Source organism: Mycobacterium shunyiense (assembly GCF_058270075.1).
In genome coordinates this window covers 1128280-1146838 of the sequence record NZ_JBZDPU010000015.1, presented here as the reverse complement: position 1 = coordinate 1146838, position 18559 = coordinate 1128280, and the positions used below count along the sequence as shown (strand labels likewise).

General features: G+C 67.4%; 18 protein-coding genes and 1 riboswitch. Of the genes, 13 read left to right on the top strand and 5 right to left on the bottom strand.

All coding sequences use genetic code 11. The features are described from left to right. Nucleotides 1–169 precede the first annotated feature (169 nt). Genes AC4ELH_RS19900 through AC4ELH_RS19885 form a run of 4 tightly spaced genes read left to right on the top strand, consistent with a single transcriptional unit; the run spans nucleotide 170 to nucleotide 6319 of the window. Entirely contained in the window at nucleotides 170–1726 is a 1557-nt protein-coding gene (locus AC4ELH_RS19900) for an APC family permease (protein ID WP_064887840.1), read from the top strand. A gap of 16 nt (nucleotides 1727–1742) precedes the next feature. Then, the gene (locus AC4ELH_RS19895) at nucleotides 1743–3062 is read left to right on the top strand and encodes an aspartate aminotransferase family protein (protein ID WP_498886140.1); all 1320 of its coding nucleotides are present in this window, start codon (nucleotides 1743–1745) and stop codon (nucleotides 3060–3062) included. Nucleotides 3063–3113: 51 nt separating this feature from the next. Further along, the gene (pta, locus tag AC4ELH_RS19890; RefSeq protein ID WP_064887834.1) at nucleotides 3114–5192 is read left to right on the top strand and encodes a phosphate acetyltransferase; all 2079 of its coding nucleotides are present in this window, start codon (nucleotides 3114–3116) and stop codon (nucleotides 5190–5192) included. After that, nucleotides 5189–6319, top strand: coding sequence for an acetate kinase (locus tag AC4ELH_RS19885; RefSeq protein ID WP_448444123.1), 1131 nt, complete (start codon nucleotides 5189–5191; stop codon nucleotides 6317–6319). The genes pta and AC4ELH_RS19885 overlap by 4 nt, the downstream gene beginning before the upstream one ends. 1 nt (nucleotide 6320) lies before the next feature. Here the strand turns inward: AC4ELH_RS19885 and AC4ELH_RS19880 are convergent, their stop codons facing one another. The 3 genes from AC4ELH_RS19880 to glnX all read right to left on the bottom strand — a co-directional run bounded on the left by AC4ELH_RS19880 (nucleotide 6321) and on the right by glnX (nucleotide 10950). Next, a complete protein-coding gene (locus AC4ELH_RS19880; protein WP_448444121.1) occupies nucleotides 6321–8597 on the bottom strand; it encodes a serine/threonine-protein kinase PknG in 2277 nt (758 codons plus the stop codon). Then, the gene (locus AC4ELH_RS19875; RefSeq protein ID WP_082963648.1) at nucleotides 8597–9565 is read right to left on the bottom strand and encodes a glutamate ABC transporter substrate-binding protein; all 969 of its coding nucleotides are present in this window, start codon (nucleotides 9563–9565) and stop codon (nucleotides 8597–8599) included. Before AC4ELH_RS19875 ends, AC4ELH_RS19880 begins: the two co-directional genes overlap by 1 nt. Nucleotides 9566–9630: 65 nt before the next feature. Next, entirely contained in the window at nucleotides 9631–10950 is a 1320-nt protein-coding gene (gene glnX / locus AC4ELH_RS19870) for a protein kinase G-activating protein GlnX (protein WP_064878210.1), read from the bottom strand. Nucleotides 10951–11082: 132 nt separating this feature from the next. On the opposite strand from glnX, the gene AC4ELH_RS19865 reads away from it, so the two are divergent. Further along, on the top strand, nucleotides 11083–11589 hold the full coding sequence (locus AC4ELH_RS19865; RefSeq protein ID WP_448444118.1) for an NUDIX hydrolase: 507 nt from the start codon (nucleotides 11083–11085) through the stop codon (nucleotides 11587–11589). Here AC4ELH_RS19865 and thiE read toward each other — a convergent pair. Then, complete coding sequence (thiE, locus tag AC4ELH_RS19860) at nucleotides 11573–12244, bottom strand: thiamine phosphate synthase (protein ID WP_463794685.1); 672 nt, start codon at nucleotides 12242–12244, stop codon at nucleotides 11573–11575. The genes AC4ELH_RS19865 and thiE overlap by 17 nt on opposite strands. A gap of 39 nt (nucleotides 12245–12283) precedes the next feature. Beyond that, a riboswitch (TPP riboswitch) is annotated at nucleotides 12284–12398 on the top strand. Here thiE and thiO point away from each other — a divergent pair. The 8 genes from thiO (at nucleotide 12389) to AC4ELH_RS19820 (ending at nucleotide 17655) form a co-directional block, all read left to right on the top strand. Further along, on the top strand, nucleotides 12389–13405 hold the full coding sequence (gene thiO / locus AC4ELH_RS19855; RefSeq protein ID WP_448444114.1) for a glycine oxidase ThiO: 1017 nt from the start codon (nucleotides 12389–12391) through the stop codon (nucleotides 13403–13405). It overlaps the preceding riboswitch by 10 nt. Then, nucleotides 13402–13602, top strand: coding sequence for a sulfur carrier protein ThiS (gene thiS, locus AC4ELH_RS19850; protein ID WP_055110632.1), 201 nt, complete (start codon nucleotides 13402–13404; stop codon nucleotides 13600–13602). The genes thiO and thiS overlap by 4 nt, the downstream gene beginning before the upstream one ends. After that, entirely contained in the window at nucleotides 13595–14353 is a 759-nt protein-coding gene (locus AC4ELH_RS19845) for a thiazole synthase (protein ID WP_448444111.1), read from the top strand. Before thiS ends, AC4ELH_RS19845 begins: the two co-directional genes overlap by 8 nt. An 80-nt stretch (nucleotides 14354–14433) precedes the next feature. Continuing rightward, nucleotides 14434–15204: an SGNH/GDSL hydrolase family protein gene (locus tag AC4ELH_RS19840; RefSeq protein ID WP_448444109.1), complete on the top strand. Its 771-nt coding sequence runs from the start codon at nucleotides 14434–14436 to the stop codon at nucleotides 15202–15204. A gap of 97 nt (nucleotides 15205–15301) precedes the next feature. After that, on the top strand, nucleotides 15302–15601 hold the full coding sequence (locus AC4ELH_RS19835; protein WP_064936858.1) for a type VII secretion target: 300 nt from the start codon (nucleotides 15302–15304) through the stop codon (nucleotides 15599–15601). Between the two features lie 16 nt (nucleotides 15602–15617). Beyond that, a complete protein-coding gene (locus tag AC4ELH_RS19830; protein ID WP_064936845.1) occupies nucleotides 15618–15908 on the top strand; it encodes a WXG100 family type VII secretion target in 291 nt (96 codons plus the stop codon). 47 nt (nucleotides 15909–15955) lie between these two features. Then, nucleotides 15956–16900: an ABC transporter ATP-binding protein gene (locus AC4ELH_RS19825; protein ID WP_064878313.1), complete on the top strand. Its 945-nt coding sequence runs from the start codon at nucleotides 15956–15958 to the stop codon at nucleotides 16898–16900. Next, a complete protein-coding gene (locus tag AC4ELH_RS19820; RefSeq protein ID WP_064961037.1) occupies nucleotides 16897–17655 on the top strand; it encodes an ABC transporter permease in 759 nt (252 codons plus the stop codon). Before AC4ELH_RS19825 ends, AC4ELH_RS19820 begins: the two co-directional genes overlap by 4 nt. 7 nt (nucleotides 17656–17662) lie before the next feature. Here the strand turns inward: AC4ELH_RS19820 and AC4ELH_RS19815 are convergent, their stop codons facing one another. Continuing rightward, nucleotides 17663–18376 carry a slipin family protein gene (locus tag AC4ELH_RS19815; protein WP_498886133.1) on the bottom strand — a complete coding sequence of 238 codons (714 nt, stop codon included), beginning with the start codon at nucleotides 18374–18376 and terminating at the stop codon, nucleotides 17663–17665. Nucleotides 18377–18559 lie beyond the last annotated feature (183 nt).

Sequence of the window (18559 nt, the reverse complement as noted above, 5' to 3'; positions counted from 1 at the left end):
CCGAACGGTTTACATGACCGCAACAAAGCGATTGACCCGCAACGAGTTTCGAGTTGCCCGACGGTCTGGGCGGGATGACAATGTGCTGCGTCGCATCACAATGCCGTCGGCGACGACAGGAAATCAGACCAAATAGTGGTCCGAAAACCGTCCTCAGTTAGGACCCGCAATGAGTGAGATCATCGATCCACCGGCCCCGTCCGGCGCCTCCGTCCAACGCCTCAAACCCAACGCCGTCGGGTTGGTCGGTGTGCTGTTCATGGCGGTCGCCACCGCCGCCCCCATCACGGCCATGGTCGGCAACGTGCCGATCTCGGTGGGCTTCGGCAACGGCGTCAACGCGCCGGCCGGATACTTCGTCGCGACCATCGTGCTGACCCTGTTCGCCATCGGCTACGCCGCGATGAGCAGGCACATCACTGCCACCGGTGCCTTCTACGGGTACATATCGCACGGGTTGGGCCGCGTCGTCGGTCTCGGCGCGGGATTCCTGACGGCGCTGGCCTACATGGTGTTCGAGGCGTCGCTGATCGGCATCTTCTCGTTCTTCGGGAACGATCTGTTCAAGTCGTTCTTCGGCGTCGACGTGCCCTGGATTCTCTTCGCGGTGGTGATGCTCGCCGTGAACGCGGTGCTGACCTACTTCGACATCAACCTGGCCGCCAAGGTGCTCGCCGTGTTCCTGATCACCGAGATCATCATGCTGGCCATGATGGCGCTGTCGGTGGTCTTCACCGGCGGCGGTCCGCAGGGCTGGTCTCTGGGATCGCTCAACCCGCTCAACGGTTTTCAGAGTCTGTCCGGTGAGGTCGCCGGTGCCGACGGCAGCATGATCACGGTCGCCGGTTCCGCCGGCGTCGGCCTGTTCTTCGCGTTCTGGTCGTGGGTGGGCTTCGAGTCCAGCGCGATGTACGGCGAGGAGTCACGCAATCCCAAGAAGATCATCCCGATCGCGGTGATCAGCTCGGTGGTCGGCATCGGCACCTTCTACGTCCTGGTCTCGTGGTTGGCCATCGTCGGCACCGGACCGCAGAACGCCGTTGCACTGGCACAGGATTCGGCCACCGCGGGTGACATCTTCTTCACTCCGGTGCACGAGCACCTCGGACAGTGGGCCGTCGATCTGTTCAAGATCCTGCTGATGTCGGGCTCCTTCGCCTGCGGTATGGCGTTCCACAACTGCGCTGCGCGTTACCTTTACGCACTCGGCCGCGAGAACGTCATCCCCGGCATGCGCCAGACCATCGGTGCCACCCACCCGGTGCACGGCTCGCCACACATCGCGGGATTCGTGCAGACCGGCTTCGCGACCGCGGTGGTGATGTTCTTCGACATCACCGGACGCGACCCGTACACCGGGTTGTACGGCCTGATGGCATTGCTGGGTACGACGGCCATCATGATCGTCCAGGCGCTGGCGGCGTTCTCGGTGATCTCGTACTTCCATGTCCAGAAGCGCCATCCCGAAACGGCGAACTGGTTCACCACTTTCCTGGCTCCGCTGCTCGGCGGGGTCGGCATGCTCTACGTCATCTACCTGCTCGCCCAGAACGCGTCGTTTGCTGCGGGTTCAGCCGCTTCTGACTGGATCTTCACAGCAATCCCGTATGTTGTCGGCATCGCCGGAATCGGTGGTGTGCTGTGGGCGCTGTTCCTGAAATTCAGGGATCCGGAACGGTATTCCGACCTGGGTCGGACCGTGTTGGAGGAGGCGCACGAACGCTGAGCAGGGGGTGCACGGGATGAGTTTCTCGAACATCATGGACTCCAACAGCTACACCGGTCAGTCGGCCGATCCCGACACCGAAAAGCTGATCGAGGCCCGCACCCACCTGCTGGGCCCGGCGTACCGGCTGTTCTACGAGCGGCCGGTACACCTGGTCCGCGGCAGCGGCAGCCACATGTTCGACGCGGACGGCACGCGTTACCTCGACGCGTACAACAACGTCGTCAGCGTCGGGCACTGCCACCCGCACGTGGTCGCCGCACTCACCCGCCAGGCCGAGACGCTCAACACTCACACCCGCTACCTGCACGAGGGCATCGTGGAGTACTCGCAGCGGTTGCTCGCCACCTTTCCGGCGGAACTCGACCAGGTGATGTATGCCTGCACCGGTTCGGAGGCCAACGATCTGGCTTTGCGGGTGGCACAGAGGTATACCGGGGCGCGCGGTGTGATCGTCACCCGCGACGCCTACCACGGCAATACCGAAGCGGTGACGGCGATTTCACCGTCGCTCGGCGGTGCCACCACCATCGGATCCCATGTGCGCTCGGTGGCCGCGCCGGACAGTTACCGCTCGGGTGCCGAAGTGGCAGAGCGCTTCCTGGTCGATGTGGAAGCCGCGATCGCCGACCTCGAGGCCGCCGGGTTCGGTCTGAGTGCTCTGATCGTGGACACCTTCTTCTCCTCCGACGGCATCTATCCCGATCCCTCGGTGCTGGCGCCTGCGGTGGCCGCGGTGCGGGCGGCCGGCGGGGTGTTCATCGCCGACGAGGTGCAGCCTGGGTTCGGCCGTACGGGGGAGACGATGTGGGGCTTCACCCGCCACGGTGTCGTGCCCGATCTCGTCACAATGGGCAAGCCGATGGCCAACGGGTTGCCGGTGGCGGCGATGGCCGCTCGCAGCGAGGTGCTGGAGGCCTTCGCCCGGGAGGTGCCGTACTTCAACACCTTCGGAGGCAATCCGGTGTCGATGGCGGCCGCGGCCGCGGTGCTCGACGTCATCGAAGGCGAGGAGTTGATGGCCAACGCGGCGCGGGTCGGCACGACCCTGCGTAACGAACTGACCCGGCTGGCCGCCGACGATCCACGCGTCGGCGATGTTCGCGGTGCCGGACTCTATGTCGGTGTCGAGATGGTGACCGACCGCGCCGGGGCGGGCCCTGACCGGGCCGCGGCGCACGATCTGGTCAACGCGATGCGGGACCGCAAGGTGCTGATCTCGGTTTGCGGGGCGCAGGGCAGTGTGCTGAAGGTGAGACCGCCCCTGGTATTCTCTCTGTCGGATGTGGACTGGTTCTGCACCGAATTCGCCGATGCGCTGCGTGAGCTGCGCTGAGCAAAAGCAGAGCATCTGGCCGTCCAAACCCTGATGAGGGAAGCTGTATCAGTGCCAGAGGCAGTCGTCGCTACCGCGATCTATATTGCGTCGCCCGAAGGTGACACCGGAAAGTCGACCATTGCGCTCGGCATTCTTCACCGACTTGCCGCGACCGTGCCGAGGGTGGGGGTGTTCCGCCCGATCACCCGTCTGGGCGAGGACCGCGACTACATCCTCGAACTGTTGCTGGCCAGTGCCACGGCCGGGCTGAGTTACGACGAATGCGTCGGGGTCAGCTACCAGCAGGTACACGAAGACCCCGACGTCGCGATCGCCGAGATCGTCGACCGGTTCCACCGCGTGGCCGAGAAGTGCGACGCCGTGCTGATCGTCGGCAGTGACTACACCGACATCGCCACCCCCAGCGAGCTGAGCATGAACGCCCGCATCGCGGTCAACCTCGGCGCGCCTGTCGTGCTCGCGGTCAAGGCCGCCGACCGGACACCTACCGAGGTGGCCCATGTGGTCGAGGTGTGTCTGGCCGAGCTGAACCACCAGCACGCACATGCCGCGGCGGTCGTCGCCAACCGGTGCGACCCGGCCCAGCTGGACGCGGTGGCCCAGGCCCTCAAACCGCTCGGCCCGCCCGCGTATGTGCTTCCCGAGGAGCCGTTGCTGGTCGCCCCGTCGGTCGCCGAACTGCAGGTGGCGGTCGACGGCACGATGATCGCCGGGGACCCCGAGCTGCTGTCGCGCGAGGCGATGGGCGTGATGGTCGCCGGTATGACCGCCGAGCACTGCCTGGAGCGGCTGACCGAGGGCGTCGCGGTGGTCACTCCGGGGGACCGGTCCGACGTGGTGCTGGCCTTGGTGAGTGCTCATGCGGCAGAAGGCTTTCCGTCACTGTCCTGCATCATCCTCAACGGCGGCCTCGATCTGCACCCGGCCATCGCATCGCTGGTGGAAGGGCTCGGGCTGCGGCTGCCGATCGTGGCCACCAAGTACGGCACCTTCGAGACCGCCAGCCGGGTCGCCGGTGCCCGCGGCCGGGTCACGTCGACATCGCAGCGGAAGATCGACACCGCGCTGGCGTTGATGGACAAGCACGTCGACGTCAACGACCTGATCGCGCAGCTGAGCATTCCGATCCCCGCGGTCACCACGCCGCAGATGTTCACCTACCAACTGCTCGACCAGGCCCGCTCCGACCGCAGGCGCATCGTGCTGCCCGAGGGCACCGACGACCGCATCCTCAAGGCCGCGGGCCGGCTGCTCCAGCACGAGGTGGCCGAGCTGACCATCCTCGGCGAGGAGAGCCAGATCCGTTCCCGGGCAGCTGAACTCGGGGTCAACCTGGATGCAGCCGTCGTTCTGGATCCGCTCACCAGTGAGCTGTGCGACCAGTTCGCCGAGCAATACGCCGAGCTGCGCCGCAAGAAGGGCGTGACCGTCGAACAGGCCCGCGAGATCATTCACGACGTCTCGTATTTCGGCACCATGCTGGTGCACAACGAGATGGTGGACGGCATGGTCTCGGGTGCCGCGCACACCACCGCGCACACCGTACGGCCGGCCTTCGAGATCATCCGCACGGCGCCGGGAATCTCGACGGTGTCGAGCATCTTCCTGATGTGCCTGGCCGATCGGGTGCTGGCCTATGGCGACTGCGCGATCGTGCCCGATCCGACCTCGGAACAACTCGCCGACATCGCGATCTCCTCGGCGCGCACCGCCGCGCAGTTCGGCATCGATCCGCGGGTCGCCATGTTGTCGTACTCGACGGGAACCTCGGGTACCGGGGCCGACGTCGACAAGGTACGGGCGGCAACCGAGCTGGTGCGGCAACGTGAACCGGATCTGTTGGTGGAAGGGCCGATTCAGTACGACGCGGCGGTGGAGCCGTCGGTGGCGGCGACGAAGATGCCCGACTCGCCGGTGGCGGGGCGCGCCACCGTGTTGATCTTCCCCGATCTCAACACCGGTAACAACACGTACAAGGCTGTGCAGCGCAGCGCCGGCGCCATCGCGATCGGCCCGGTGCTGCAGGGCTTGAACAAGCCGGTGAACGATCTGTCCCGGGGAGCCCTGGTGGAGGACATCGTCAACACCGTGGCCATCACCGCGATCCAGGCACAGGGGCAGTCATGACGGTTCTGGTGATCAACTCGGGATCCTCATCGCTGAAATACGCAGTGGTGAAACCGGCTTCGGGAGAATTCCTGGCCGACGGCATCATCGAGCAGATCGGCTCGGCGCAGGTTCCCGATCACGATGCCGCGTTGCGGGCAGCGTTCGACGAACTGGCGGGTCAGGGTCTGCACCTGGACACCCTCGGACTGGTGGCAGTCGGCCACCGGGTGGTGCACGGCGGCAAGGCTTTCTACTGCCCCACGCTGATCGACAGTGAGCTGATCGGCAAGCTCGAAGAGCTGTCTCCGCTGGCTCCGCTGCACAATCCGCCGGCGATCCTGGGCATCGAGGTGGCCCGCAAGCTGCTGCCAGACCTGCCGCACGTGGCGGTGTTCGACACCGCGTTCTTCCACAACCTGCCCGCAGCGGCGGCCACCTACGCCATCGATCGCGAGGTGGCCGAGCGCTGGGACATCCGCCGCTACGGCTTCCACGGCACCTCGCACCAGTACGTCAGCCAGCAGGCCGCCGCCTTCCTGGACCGGCCCTACGAGTCGCTGAATCAGATTGTGCTGCACCTGGGTAATGGCGCGTCGGCGTCGGCGATCGCCGGTGGCAGGCCGGTAGACACCTCGATGGGGATGACGCCGATGGAGGGCCTGGTGATGGGCACCCGCAGCGGCGACATCGACCCCGGCATCATCTTGTTCCTGCGCCGGGCGGCGGGTATGGACGTAGAGGACATCGACACGATGCTCAACCGCCAGTCGGGTGTGCTCGGCCTCGGTGGCGAGAACGACTTCCGCACGTTGCGCAAGCGCATCGAATCCGGTGACGAGAACGCGCAATTGGCGTATGACGTCTACATCCACCGGCTCCGCAAGTACATCGGCGCCTATCTGGCGGTGCTGGGCAGCACCGACGTCATCAGCTTCACCGCGGGCGTCGGGGAGAACGACGCCGCGGTGCGCCGCGACGCCCTGGCCGGGCTGTCCGCGCTGGGAATCCAGATCGACGAGGAACTCAACGCGTCACCGTCGCGTGCAGCCCGGCGGATCTCGACACCCGAGTCACCTGTGACCGTGTTGGTGGTGCCCACCAACGAGGAATTGGCGATCGCGACGGCCTGCGCCGCGTTGGCCTGAATCAGAACGTGCTCATCGGCCGCACGCTGTTGGCCAGGTCGATCAGGGCATAGCGGTGCGACTGGGTGGGGGCGACCCGGGCCAACGCCCGTAGTGAGGCTTCCACACCGAGCTTGAGACCGTGCTCGGTGAACGGGAATCCGAGGATGTGATTGCTGCTTGCCGTGTTGTCGGCCAGCCAGTCCATCGCGGTGCCCAGTACCAGTGCCCGGATCTGCAGCACGCGCGGCTCGGAGTCGGGCAGGGCCTCCACCCGTCGCGCCGCATCGCGGATGTTCTGCTCGGTGATCTCACCGGTGGACCGACCGGACAGCAGGGTGACCGCGCTGGTCAGCCGGGCGGTGGTGAAATGCCTTGAGGTGGGCGGAACCTGGTCCAGGGTCTGGACCGCCTCGTCCCGTGACCCGGCCACCGACTGGGCGCGGGCCAACCCGAAACCGGCGGAGATCACGCCGTTGTCGGTGCTCCACACGGTGTTGTAGAACTTCAGCTCGTCGGCGGTGCCGGCCAGCTCGGCCGTCGCGGCCAGCGCCAGCTTGGGGGCCAGTTCCCCGGGTAGGGTGTCCAGCACCTCGGTGAAATGCTTTGTCGCCGAGTCGTAATCAGCCGAGAGCATCTCGGCCACCGCGCGGAACCAGACCAGCTGCCAGCGCCAGCCGGCCCAGGTCGCCAGGTCGTCGAGCTTGCGGGTGGCCTTGGCGACGTCGCCCAGATCGAGTAGCGCACGCGCCTCCATAAGCGGAAGCTCCACCGATTCCGAGAGGTCCACGCCTTCGGCATCGATCGCGCCGTGCCGAGCGGCCCGCAACTGGTCGAGGGTGTGCACAGGCTGGCTGAGCACACTGGCCACCAGCATCGGGGCGCCGACATCGGTGCGGTCCACCAGTGGTACCGGCAGTGCCCGCACGATCTCCTGCGCGGTCAGTTTCTCCGAATGCACTTGCCCGTCAACGTAGACGTCGGTGTGCGCAACCAGCAGATCCACTCCGAATGTGGATCGAGACGGGCTGAACACGGTCGACAGGCCGGGGCGGGGGCTTCCGGTGTCGGCCGCCACGACCTCGCGCAGCACCCCGAGCAGCTGGGACGACATCTCCTCGGCGCTGCGGAACCGGCGTCGCGGATCCGGGTCGATGGCGCGGCGCAGGAACCGGCCGAAGGAATCGTAGGTGTCGAGCACCGGGTCCTCGGACGGCAGTCCGTCGACGTAGCGACCTCGCCGGGTCCGCAGGTTCAAGGTCAGCGCGGCCAGCGTGCGGCCCACGGTGTAGATGTCGGTGGCCACCGTAGGTCCGGTGCGCACGATCTCGGGTGCCTGGAAACCCGGTGTGCCGTACAGGTATCCGTAGGAGTTGAGCTTCGACACCGCACCGAGGTCGATCAGCTTGAGCTGCTCCTCGGTGATCATGATGTTCTCGGGCTTGAGGTCGTTGTAGGCCAGCCCGATCGAATGCAGATAGCCGAGCGCGGGCAGGATCTCGAGCATGTAGCCGATGGCCTCGGCCACCGGAAGCCGGGTTCCCCTGGCCTGTTTGAGCGAAGTTCCGCCGACGTACTCCATCACGATGTAGCCGACCGGGTTGCCGTGCTTGTCGTCGTGTTCGACGAAGTTGTAGATCTTCACGATTCCCGGGTGAGTCACCTCGGCCAGGAACTGACGTTCGGCCATGGCGATCACCTGCGCCTCGGCGTCACCGGAATGCACCAGTCCCTTGAGAACGACGGGGCGTTCGTTCACGTTGTGGTCGAACGCCAGGTACACCCAGCCCAGCCCACCGTGGGCGATACAGCCCTTGATCTCGTACTGGTCGGCGACGATCTCACCCGGGGACAGCTGCGGCAGGAACGAGTAGGCGCTGCCGCAGTGGGGGCACCAGCCTTCCGACAGGGCATGCCCGTCGGATGAGGACCTGCCGACCGGCTTGCCGCAGTTCCAGCAGAACCGCTTCTGTTCGGCCACGACCGGATTGGTCATCAACGCCGTCAACGGATCCCGTTCGGGTACCCGCGCGATCTCGACCAGCCCGCCACCCAGTCTGCGGATCGGCGAGAGCATCCGGGTGGCGATCGTGGCAAGGTTCTGCGGTTCGGTGTCGCCGCCGCCGAACGTCGGATCATCGGAATCGTCGAACTCGGGACGGAACACCGCTTGCGTCGCCATGGGCCGCAGGGTCGACTGCGAATCCAACTCGAGGTCGTCGAGGCTCGCCGGCTGCGTCCCGGGGCCGCCCTCGGTGTCGGGGGTGTCCGGCAGGTCGGCGTCGTCGGGCTTTTTCATCAGTCGACATACCTCGCGGCAGGGGGCGACGGTGCCGGCCCCAGGACCGTCAACCACTTGCGGTACAACGTGTTCCAGGTGCCGTCGCGGCGGATGCGTTCCAGCGTCGCGTTGACGACCCGGACCAGCGGCGTGTTGTCCAGGTTCAGCCCGATGCCGTAGGGCTCCTCGTTGAGGCTGGGGCCGACGATGTGCAGATACGGATCCTGGGCCACCAGCCCGGCCAGGATCGAATCGTCGGTACTGACCGCATCGGCCTGACGCTGCTGCAGCGCCACCAGGCAATCGGCCCAGGTCACCACCGAGACGATGATCGGTGACGGGCTGATCTGCTGGATCCGCTTGAGCGACGTGGTCCCGTCCACCACGCACACCCGCTTGCCCGAGAGGTCGGAGGCCTGCGAGATGTTGGAGTCCCGGGCGGCCAGGATGCGTTGGTGGGCCATGAAATACACCGTGGAGAAGTTGATCTCCTTGCGGCGCTCGCAGGTGATCGTCATGGTCTTGACCACGATGTCGACCTGATTGTTCTGCAGTGCGGTGATGCGGTCGGCCGAGGACAGGATGCGGTACTCGACCTGTGACGGCGTGCCGAAGATGTCGCGCGCGACCTCCCCGGCGATGTCGACGTCGAACCCGTTGATCTGGCCGGTGATCGGATCCCGGAACGAGAACAGATTGCTGCCGATATCCAGGCCGACCACCAGGCGTCCGCGGTCGCGGATCTTGGCCACCGCGGCGTCGGTATCGGCCTTGTCGCTGAACGGCCGCAGGCTCGCGGTGCGGTTGCACTCGTCGGTCTCGGGCTCCGGAACCCGCACCGGCTGCGGGGCGAGTTCCTGCATGCCGGCCGGGCTGGGCGGCGCCAGCGTCATGGTCGGCAGCGTCAAGGGCGGTGCGCTCTGGCTGCACCCGGCTACCGCCAGGGCCGCGGTCAGGACGGCCAACGCCTTCTTCATCTTCCTCATCAGCGGCTGTCTCTTCTTCGCGCAAGCGCTCATCAGCGGCTGTCTCTTCTTCGCGCAAGCGCTCATCAGCGGTACTCACTCAGCCGGGGCCACAGTCCCAACGCCACCGCCAGCGCCGCGGCCACACTGAGCAGCGCGGCGCCCACCGTCGCACCGGACAGCACCCGGCGGGCATTGGCGATGTCATTGCGCAACTGGCTGCGGCTCTGTTCGATGCCCTTGGACAACACGTCGTCGAGCTTGTCGAAGGCCGACGTGGAATCGTCCTCGCCGGTGCCCAGCGCCACCTGCGTCGCCGCCTGGTAGTTGCCTACCGCGATGTATGCGTTGATCCGGTCATCGGCCGTGCGCCATTTGGTGAGCAGATCTTCGGCACCCGTCAGATCGCTCTTGTCGATGCGGGTGTCACGGGCCAGATATTGGGCGAGCTGCTGCTGCATTGCCTCGATGCGTTGGTAGTAGGACTGCTTACGCAGGTTTTCGTCGCCACGCCGGATCAGCGCCAGTGTCTCGTCGGCCCGGGCCTGCTGGGCGGTGATGGCCAGGTTGGTCACGGTCTTGAGGGATTCGGCGGCCGTGTCCTTGGCGCTGCGGCTGTCCGACGTGGAGATCACCAGCGCCGTCGTGACCCAGATCAGCATGATCAGCACGGCCATCCCGCCGGCCACGAAACCGATGTTGACCCGGCGCCGGGTGCGTCGCGCCAGCCAGCGGTTGGCGAACGCGCCGAACATCAACGTCGCCAGCACCACCAACATCACCGCGGCCGGGATTCGGGTGGAGGCGGTGGTCTCGGCGTCCACCCGGGCCGAGGTCTCCTCGTAAAGGCGTTGCGCGTCGGGCAGGATCTGCGACTGCATCAGCGCCGACGCTTCCGACAGGTACGACGAACCCACCGGGTTGCCGGCCCGGTTGTTGGTCCGCGCGGTCTCCACCAGGCCGGTGTAGACCGCCAGCCGGGCGTTGATCCGGCCGAGCAATTGCACCAGCGATTCGTCGGTCAGCCCGCTCGACGCACGGGTGACCGCCACGGACGCATCGGTGATGGCTTGCTCGTAGCGCTGCCGGACGTCGCGGGGCTCGGCGCCGGCGATGAAGGCCGTGGCCGCGGCGGCGTCGGCGACCGACAGTGTGGTGTAGAGCTGGCCCGCCGCGAACGCCAGGGGCTCGGTGTGATCGAGCACGGTGGTCAGCGCCTGCTGGCGGTCGTTGATCGTGGTGGAGGTGGCGAACGCACTGGCGATCACAAGTGCCGACAACACCAGCCCGATGGTCAGGATGCGGCCCGGAGTGGTCCACAGAAACCACCACCGCGGATGGGCAGGCGTGGTCGGCGACCGGGACGCGAGCGGTTCGGTCGAGGGATGTGCCAACTCCACAGTCACCTGCGCACGGACCTCATTTATTTCGGTGCTTACGGCTGTTCCCACACTATAAAAAAATTCTAAGAGCGCCCACTTAGGCTCGCGGAGAAATTGAGGTCCACCGAAACACACGACGTTCCCTAAGCTGTACGCGTGCGTGGCGACGGTGACGGCTGGGTGTTCTCCGACAACGGCGCCCGGTATTGGGGGCGTCACGGTGCCGCCGGGTTACTCCTGCGCGCGCCGTGGCCGGGTGGATCTGCCGCTGTGCTGCTGCAACACCGCGCACCGTGGAGTCATCAGGGCGGAACCTGGGCCTTGCCCGGAGGTGCCCGTGACAGTCACGAGACCGCCGAGCAGGCCGCGGTGCGGGAAGCCAACGAGGAAGCCGGCGTGACGGCCGAGCAGCTCACCGTGCGGACCACAGTGGTGACGGCCGAGGTGGCCGGTATCGGTGGCACGCAGTGGAGCTACACCACCGTGATCGCCGACGTGCCCGAACCGCTGGAGACCATCCCTAATCGGGAGAGCTCGGAATTGCGTTGGGTGGCCGAGGACGAAGTCGCGGCACTGCCGCTGCATCCCGGGTTCGCCGCCAGCTGGGAGCAGCTGCGGACGGTGACGGCCTCGTTACCGCTCGAGGTCAACCCGCCGCGCTGATTGCGGTCTTGAGTTCGGCGGCAGCGGCGCGCGGATCCTCGGCGGCGGTGATCGCGCGGACCACCACGATGCGCCGGGCCCCGGCCGCCAGCACTTCGGGCAGCCGCTGCTGATCGATCCCGCCGATCGCGAACCATGGCTTGGCCGGATTGAGAGCCGCCGTCGAGCGCACCAGGTCCAGTCCCGGCGCGGTCCGGCCCGGCTTGGTGGGAGTCGGCCAGCACGGGCCGACGCAGAAGTAGTCCACCTGCTCATCGATGGCGGCCGCGGCTTGCGCGGCGTCATGGGTGGAGCGGCCGATCACCGGACGGTGCCCGATGATGCCGCGCGCGACGTCCAGCGGCAGATCGTCCTGGCCCAGGTGCAGCACGTCGGCCCCGGCCGCCAGCGCGATATCGGCGCGGTCGTTGACCGCCAGCAGTGCGCCGTGGCGGCGCGCCGCGTCGGCCAGGATCTCCAGCGCCTCGAGTTCGTGGCGGGCCTCCAGCGGGCCGAACTGTTTCTCGCCGGCCGAACCCTTGTCGCGCAGCTGGATCAGGTCCACCCCGCCGGCCAGCGCCGCATCGGCGAATTCGGCCAGGTCACCGCGCTCCCGGCGGGCGTCGGTGCACAGGTAGAGGGTGGCGCGTTGCAGACGGTCGACCGGTGATTCCACACCGCGACGGTAGCCGGTACCGCCCGAGTACCCTGGACTGGCAATCAATACGGGAGTCCCGGGGACGCGGGGCTGAGAGTGGGCACACGGACCGGCCCTGACCGTCACACCTGATCCGGGTCATGCCGGCGTAGGGAGCGGAGTATGGCAGCAGGAGGAGCCAGGACACTCGCCGTCATCGGCGGCGGTGTGATCGGTCTGTCGGTCGCACGCCGGGCTGCACTCGACGGTTGGACCGTCCGGCTGCACTGCAGCACCGAGCGCGGGGCCTCGTGGGTGGCCGGCGGCATGCTCGCCCCGCACAGCGAAGGCTGGCCGGGTGAAGAGCAGATGCTGCAGATCGGTCTGGAATCGCTGAAGCTGTGGCACTCGGGATTCCTCGACGGGCTGGCGCCCGAGGTGGTCACCGCGCGGGAGTCGCTGGTGGTCGCGGTCGACCGGGCCGACGTGTCCGATCTGCACACCGTGGCCGAATGGTTGTCGGCCCAGGGGCAGCCGGTCGAGGTGACGACGGCCGCGCGGGACGTGGAACCGCTACTGGCGCAGGGCATCCGGCACGGGTTCCGGGCTACAACCGAACTTGCGGTGGACAATCGGGCCGTCGTCGACGCGCTGGCCGCACACTGCGAGCGGCTGGCGGTGCGGTGGGCCGGGCCCGTCGAGAACCTGGACGACGTCGAGGGGGACGTCCGGGTGATCGCCAATGGGATCGACTCCCCGAAGCTCCTGCCCGGGCTGCCGGTGCGGCCGGTGAAGGGGGAGGTGCTGCGGCTGCGGTGGCGCAAGGGCTGTATGCCGGTGCCGCAGCGGGTGATCCGGGCTCGCGTGCACGGCCGGCCCGTGTACCTGGTGCCGCGCCCCGACGGCGTGGTGGTCGGTGCGACCCAGTACGAGCATGGTCGCGACACCGCGCCGGTGGTCAGCGGCGTGCGCGACCTTCTCGAGGACGCCTGCGCGGTGGTGCCCGCGCTCGGCGAGTACGAGCTGGCCGAGACCGCGGCGGGGCTGCGGCCGATGACACCGGACGGGTTGCCGATCGTCGAACGGGTCGACGAGCGCACGCTGGTGGCCGTCGGGCACGGCCGGAACGGATTTCTGTTGGCGCCGTGGACCGCTGAGCGGATCGCGGCTGAACTCGAGATGAGTGTGGAAGCGAAATGATCACCATCACGGTCAACAACGAGACCCTTGAGGTGGACGAGCAGACCACCATCGAAGGGTTGCTGGAAACCCGGGGCTTCCCGGACAAGGGCATAGCTGTCGCGCTCGACTGGACGGTTTTGCCGCGGGCGGAATGGGACCGGACACTGGCCGACGGCGCCCGGGTGGAGGTTGTGACGGCGGTGCAGGGTGGCTGACTCATCACTCGTCATCGGCGGCCGGGAGTTCGGCTCCCGGCTGATCATGGGTACTGGCGGCGCGCCGAATCTGGCTGTGCTGGAAGAGGCCCTGGTCGCCTCGGGGACAGAGTTGACGACCGTGGCCATGCGACGGGTGGACGCCGCGGGGGGAACCGGTGTGCTGGACCTGCTCAACCGGCTGGGCATCGCGGCGCTGCCCAACACCGCGGGTTGTCGCGGCGCGGCCGAGGCGGTGCTCACGGCGCAGTTGGCCCGTGAGGCGCTTGGCACCGACCTGGTCAAACTCGAAGTCATCGCCGACGAACGCACACTGCTTCCCGACGCCATCGAATTGGTCAAGGCCGCAGAACAATTGGTAGACGACGGGTTCATCGTCCTGCCCTACACCAACGACGACCCGGTGCTGGCCCGCCGGCTGGAGGACACCGGGTGTGCCGCGGTGATGCCGCTCGGCTCGCCGATCGGCACCGGCCTGGGCATCTCCAACCCGCACAACATCGAGATGATCGTCGAGCAGGCGGGGGTGCCGGTGGTGCTGGACGCGGGCATCGGCACGGCATCGGATGCGGCGCTGGCGATGGAATTGGGTTGTGACGCCGTGCTGTTGGCCACGGCCGTCACCCGGGCTTCCGATCCGCCGACCATGGCCGCGGCGATGTCGGCCGCCGTCACCGCCGGATATCTGGCGCGTCAGGCGGGCCGTATCCCGAAGCGTTTCTGGGCGCAGGCGTCGAGCCCCGCGTTGTAACTCGGCGTTGACTCTGCGGTGATGGCATTGTCTACTCGCACTTTTGCGCCGTGGACGCAGAGTCAACAGGAGGGATCGCTGTGAGCCGCTATGTGGCCCTGGGCAGTTCGATGGCTGCCGGGCCGGGGATCAAGCCATCGGCAGAAGGCGCGCCGTGGCAGGCGGGCCGCTCGGCACGCAATTACCCGCACCTGGTGGCGGCCGAACTCGGGCTCGACCTGGTGGACGTGACCTATTCGGGCGCCACCACCGCGCATGTGCTGCGCGATCGGCAGAACGGTGCGCCGCCGCAGATCGAGGCACTCGACGGATCCGAGGCGCTGGTCACGATCACCATCGGGGGCAACGACGCCGGCTACGTGCCCCAGCTGATGGCCGCTGCGTTGCCGCGTTTCACCCGGTCCCTGCCTCTGGTGGGGCCGCAGCTTCACGGCCTGCTCGACCCCGACGCGCGGGAAACCGCGTTGACCGATGTGGCCGATTCTCTCGTGACGTTGGGGCGTGAGGTACGCCGGCGAGCGCCGCAGGCGCAGGTGTTGTTCGTGGACTACCTGACCATGCTGCCGCCGGAAGGTGTCGCTGCGCCGCCGTTGTCGCTGACCGATGCGGCGCTGGGGCGGCACGTCGCGGCCACGCTGGAACGGCTCACCGGAGAGGCTGCCGCCGAGACGGGCTGCGGGTGGGTGCGCGCCGCGCAGGCGAGCCTGACGCACCATGCCTGGTCGGCCCAGCCCTGGACCACCCGGCCGGGGCTGCCCTGGCCATGCCGGCCCGCGCCGCTGCACCCGAACGCGGCAGGCATGCGCGCGGTTGCCGATCTGGTGGTCGCTCAGGCCGGAATCGACGCCTGAATTCGTGCCTTCGGGGCTGTTGGCGGCGTGTAACAATCTTCTCGACGCTTCTCAATGGAGATGACCGCCGCTTCTGGCTTGGATAGAGGGAGGTGCCATGGCCCTCGGGTTGAATGGTGACGAGCTTCGGAAGAAGTCTGCCCAGCTGTCGAAATTCGCAGCCGATCGCGCCCAGCACGAGCGCCGGGTGGCTGAGATTGCAGGTGAGCTCACCGGGACCTGGACGGGAACGTCGGGGTCGGCTGTCCAGACCGCACTCTCGAACTACCTCACGCAGGCGTCCGATGTCCGCCGGGAAGAGGTCGACATGTCGCACCTCCTCAGCGAAGCGATTGCGGCATATGAGGGGACCGACAGTGATGCTGCCGGCTCGCTGGCCCAGTCCATGAACATTTGAGACAGAAGGTTTGCGGATGAGCACCGATATCACCGTCCAGTTCGAGCGCACGCGGCAACTGGCCGCCGAGCTGGATGCCGAGGCCGCCAAGGTCAAGCAGATCCTGGAAGAAGAGACCGCGCTGATGGCCGACATCGGGGGGATGTGGAGCGGCACGGCGTCGGAACAGTTCAATCAGCAGTATCGCGAGTGGAACAAGGAAGCCGACGAAGAGGCGCAGGCGCTGGACCAGCTGTGTGCCGCGGTTCACGCGGGTATCGACACCCTCAACACCACCGAGTCCGATGTGGCGGGAATGTTCACCTGATCTGAACCTGAGCAGTCAGAACGACACCGCCTGCAATGATGGCGGTGATGATCGAACTGACCGGGCTGACAAAGCTCTACGGCACCCACCGCGCTGTCGACGATCTGACGTGCACCGTCGAACCAGGCGTCGTCACCGGCTTCCTCGGGCCCAACGGCGCGGGCAAGACCACCACGATGCGGCTGATTCTCGGGCTGGACCATCCCAGTGCCGGGACCGCGACCATCGATGGCAAGCACTACCGGGAACTGCGTGACCCGCTGCGCACGGTCGGCGCCCTGCTCGACGCGCGCCAGGCCCATCCGAACCGCACGGCCCGCAACCACCTGCGCTGGATCGCCGCGGCCAACCGGATTCCGGCGACCCGGGTGGACGAGGTGCTCGAGACGGTCGGGCTGACGGCGGCAGGAGACCGCAACGCCGGGGCGCTGTCGTTGGGCATGAGCCAGCGGTTGGGGATCGCCGCCGCGCTGCTGGGCGACCCGCCGGTGCTGCTGTTCGACGAACCGGTCAACGGCCTGGATCCTGAGGGCATCCACTGGGTGCGCACCCTGATGCGCGAGCTGGCCGCCGAGGGGCGCACCGTGTTCGTGTCCAGCCACCTGCTGGCCGAGATGTCCAACACCGCAGACCGCTTGGTGGTGATCGGCCAGGGCAAGTTGATCGCCTCGACCACCGTGAGCGAGTTCGTCAGCGGCACATCCGCCGACACCGTGCGGGTTCGCAGCCCCCAGCTGGAAATGCTGCGCGAGGTTCTCACCGGCGCCGGGTTCGAGGTGGAGGCCGCCGCCGACGGTGATGCGCTGGCAGTGCACGGCGCGGCCATCGAGGTGATCGGCGACCTGGCCGCGCGCAACGCGATCGCCCTGCACGAGCTGAGCCAGCGGCAGGCCTCGCTGGAGGAGGCGTATCTGAAACTGACCGATGATGCCGTCGACTACCGGGCTGGTGTTGTGATGAGCGCTCGCGCGAAGAACCGAGAAGCACGATGAGTGCGCTGGCCGCGCTCGACGCCGAGCGCATCAAGCTGTCCACGACCCGCTCCCCACTGTGGTCGGTGGTCGGTGTCGCGGTGCTCAGTCTGGGGTTGGCCGCCATGCAGGGCATGACGGTGAACCACTACACCGGGCTGCCCCCGTCCAAGGCCGCACTGGGTGTCGCGGTGTTCGGGGTTCCGGTCCTGATGGTGCTGTCCTCGATGACGATGACCGGGGAGTACCGCAGCGGACTGATCCGCACCACGTTGCTGGCCACCCCGAACCGCACGCAGGTGCTCACCGCGAAAGCGGTGGTGTGCGCGGCGTTCTCCTCGGTGTGTGCGGTGATCATGGTGCTGGCCTCGGTACTGGTGGCCCGGATGGTCGCCGACCCGGTGGTGGGTACGCAGCTGTCCATGGCCAATCCGGCGACCTGGCGGGTGGCCGGCGGGTTCGCGTTGTACGCCGCGCTTGCCGCGGTACTCGGGGTGGCCGTCGGGGCGCTGGTGCGATTCGCGGCCGGTGCGGTGGCGGTCCTGCTGCTGTGGCCGTTGGTGGCCGAGCCCCTGCTCGGCAACATGCCCAACACCGGCCCCAAAATCGGGCCGTGGCTGCCGTTCGCCAACATGTTTTCGTTCCTGCACGTGGAGTGGCTGTTCCCGACGTACTTCACGACGTGGGGCGAGCTGGGCTCGCTGTTCTACTTCATGGTGTGGGTGGCGGTGGCGTTTGTCGCCGCGGCGGTGGTACTGAACAGGCGGGACGCCTGACCCGGAATTACTCCGGGGCAGACGCCTCACCGCGGGTGACCGCGTCGGTGCTTCCCGTGTCGCTACCGAGGGCCAGCACTACCTTCGACCCGTACGGCACCCGCTGGACCAGCTGCAGCTGAGCCAGGGCCGGGTGAGCGTCCAGCAGCTTGCCGGCGTTGGCCAGCGCGCGCAGCGCTGCGGTCTCGGCACGGGCCGCTTCCAGCTTCGCCGCGCCGTTGGCCTTGGCCGTCACCAGCTGCATCGCCGCGGCACGGATCTCGGCCGGGATGATCACGTCCTTGACGAACGCCTCGATCACCTCGACCCCGGTGCGGGCACCGGCCGCCCGCGCCGCCGCAGCGATCGCCCCGGCGTCGATGCGGTTGCCGCGCTGCATCACCTCGTCGGCGGTCACCGCGGCGACGAGATCGCGCAGGGCGATCTGCGCGGCCAGGTACACCGCAGCCATCGGATCGGCTGTGGCCTCCACGTAGGCCACGGCGTCGCTCACCTTGAACTGCAGGGCGACGGTGATCCGCAGCGTCACCGCATCCGAGGTCAGCACCTCCTGCGGAGCCAGCGTGAGCACCTGCTCACGCATCTCGACACGCACCACCGAGGCCGCCACATCAATGCGGTGGCGCCCCGGTGGCAGGACACGACCCAGCGTGCCGTCGCGGTACTCCAGTGCGCACTGGCCTGCGGAAACGGTGATTCGGTTGAACGTGAAGATGCCCATGTCGTGTCCTCCTTCCGGTGTATGTGTCTGCGCGGCAAAGGGATACCGCCGCCGGACGTGATCCGTGACGGGGCGTCACACCCCCGTACCGGCGGGTGCGGGCCACAAGGTCGCTGATCGCGTGGGACCCGGCGGCGGTATCGGGGATTTGTAAGAGAGGATTCGAACCTCAGGCCCTTTACC

Excerpts from the sequence above, each read along its gene's own strand:
- AC4ELH_RS19900 (WP_064887840.1), top strand. The coding sequence starts at position 170 with ATGAGTGAGATCATCGATCCACCGGCCCCGTCCGGCGCCTCCGTCCAA.
- AC4ELH_RS19895 (WP_498886140.1), top strand. The coding sequence starts at position 1,743 with ATGAGTTTCTCGAACATCATGGACTCCAACAGCTACACCGGTCAGTCG.
- AC4ELH_RS19885 (WP_448444123.1), top strand. The coding sequence starts at position 5,189 with ATGACGGTTCTGGTGATCAACTCGGGATCCTCATCGCTGAAATACGCA.
- AC4ELH_RS19880 (WP_448444121.1), bottom strand. The coding sequence starts at position 8,597 with ATGAAAAAGCCCGACGACGCCGACCTGCCGGACACCCCCGACACCGAG.
- AC4ELH_RS19875 (WP_082963648.1), bottom strand. The coding sequence starts at position 9,565 with ATGAGGAAGATGAAGAAGGCGTTGGCCGTCCTGACCGCGGCCCTGGCG.
- thiO (WP_448444114.1), top strand. The coding sequence starts at position 12,389 with ATGGCAGCAGGAGGAGCCAGGACACTCGCCGTCATCGGCGGCGGTGTG.
- thiS (WP_055110632.1), top strand. The coding sequence starts at position 13,402 with ATGATCACCATCACGGTCAACAACGAGACCCTTGAGGTGGACGAGCAG.
- AC4ELH_RS19835 (WP_064936858.1), top strand. The coding sequence starts at position 15,302 with ATGGCCCTCGGGTTGAATGGTGACGAGCTTCGGAAGAAGTCTGCCCAG.
- AC4ELH_RS19830 (WP_064936845.1), top strand. The coding sequence starts at position 15,618 with ATGAGCACCGATATCACCGTCCAGTTCGAGCGCACGCGGCAACTGGCC.
- AC4ELH_RS19825 (WP_064878313.1), top strand. The coding sequence starts at position 15,956 with ATGATCGAACTGACCGGGCTGACAAAGCTCTACGGCACCCACCGCGCT.
- AC4ELH_RS19820 (WP_064961037.1), top strand. The coding sequence starts at position 16,897 with ATGAGTGCGCTGGCCGCGCTCGACGCCGAGCGCATCAAGCTGTCCACG.
- AC4ELH_RS19815 (WP_498886133.1), bottom strand. The coding sequence starts at position 18,376 with ATGGGCATCTTCACGTTCAACCGAATCACCGTTTCCGCAGGCCAGTGC.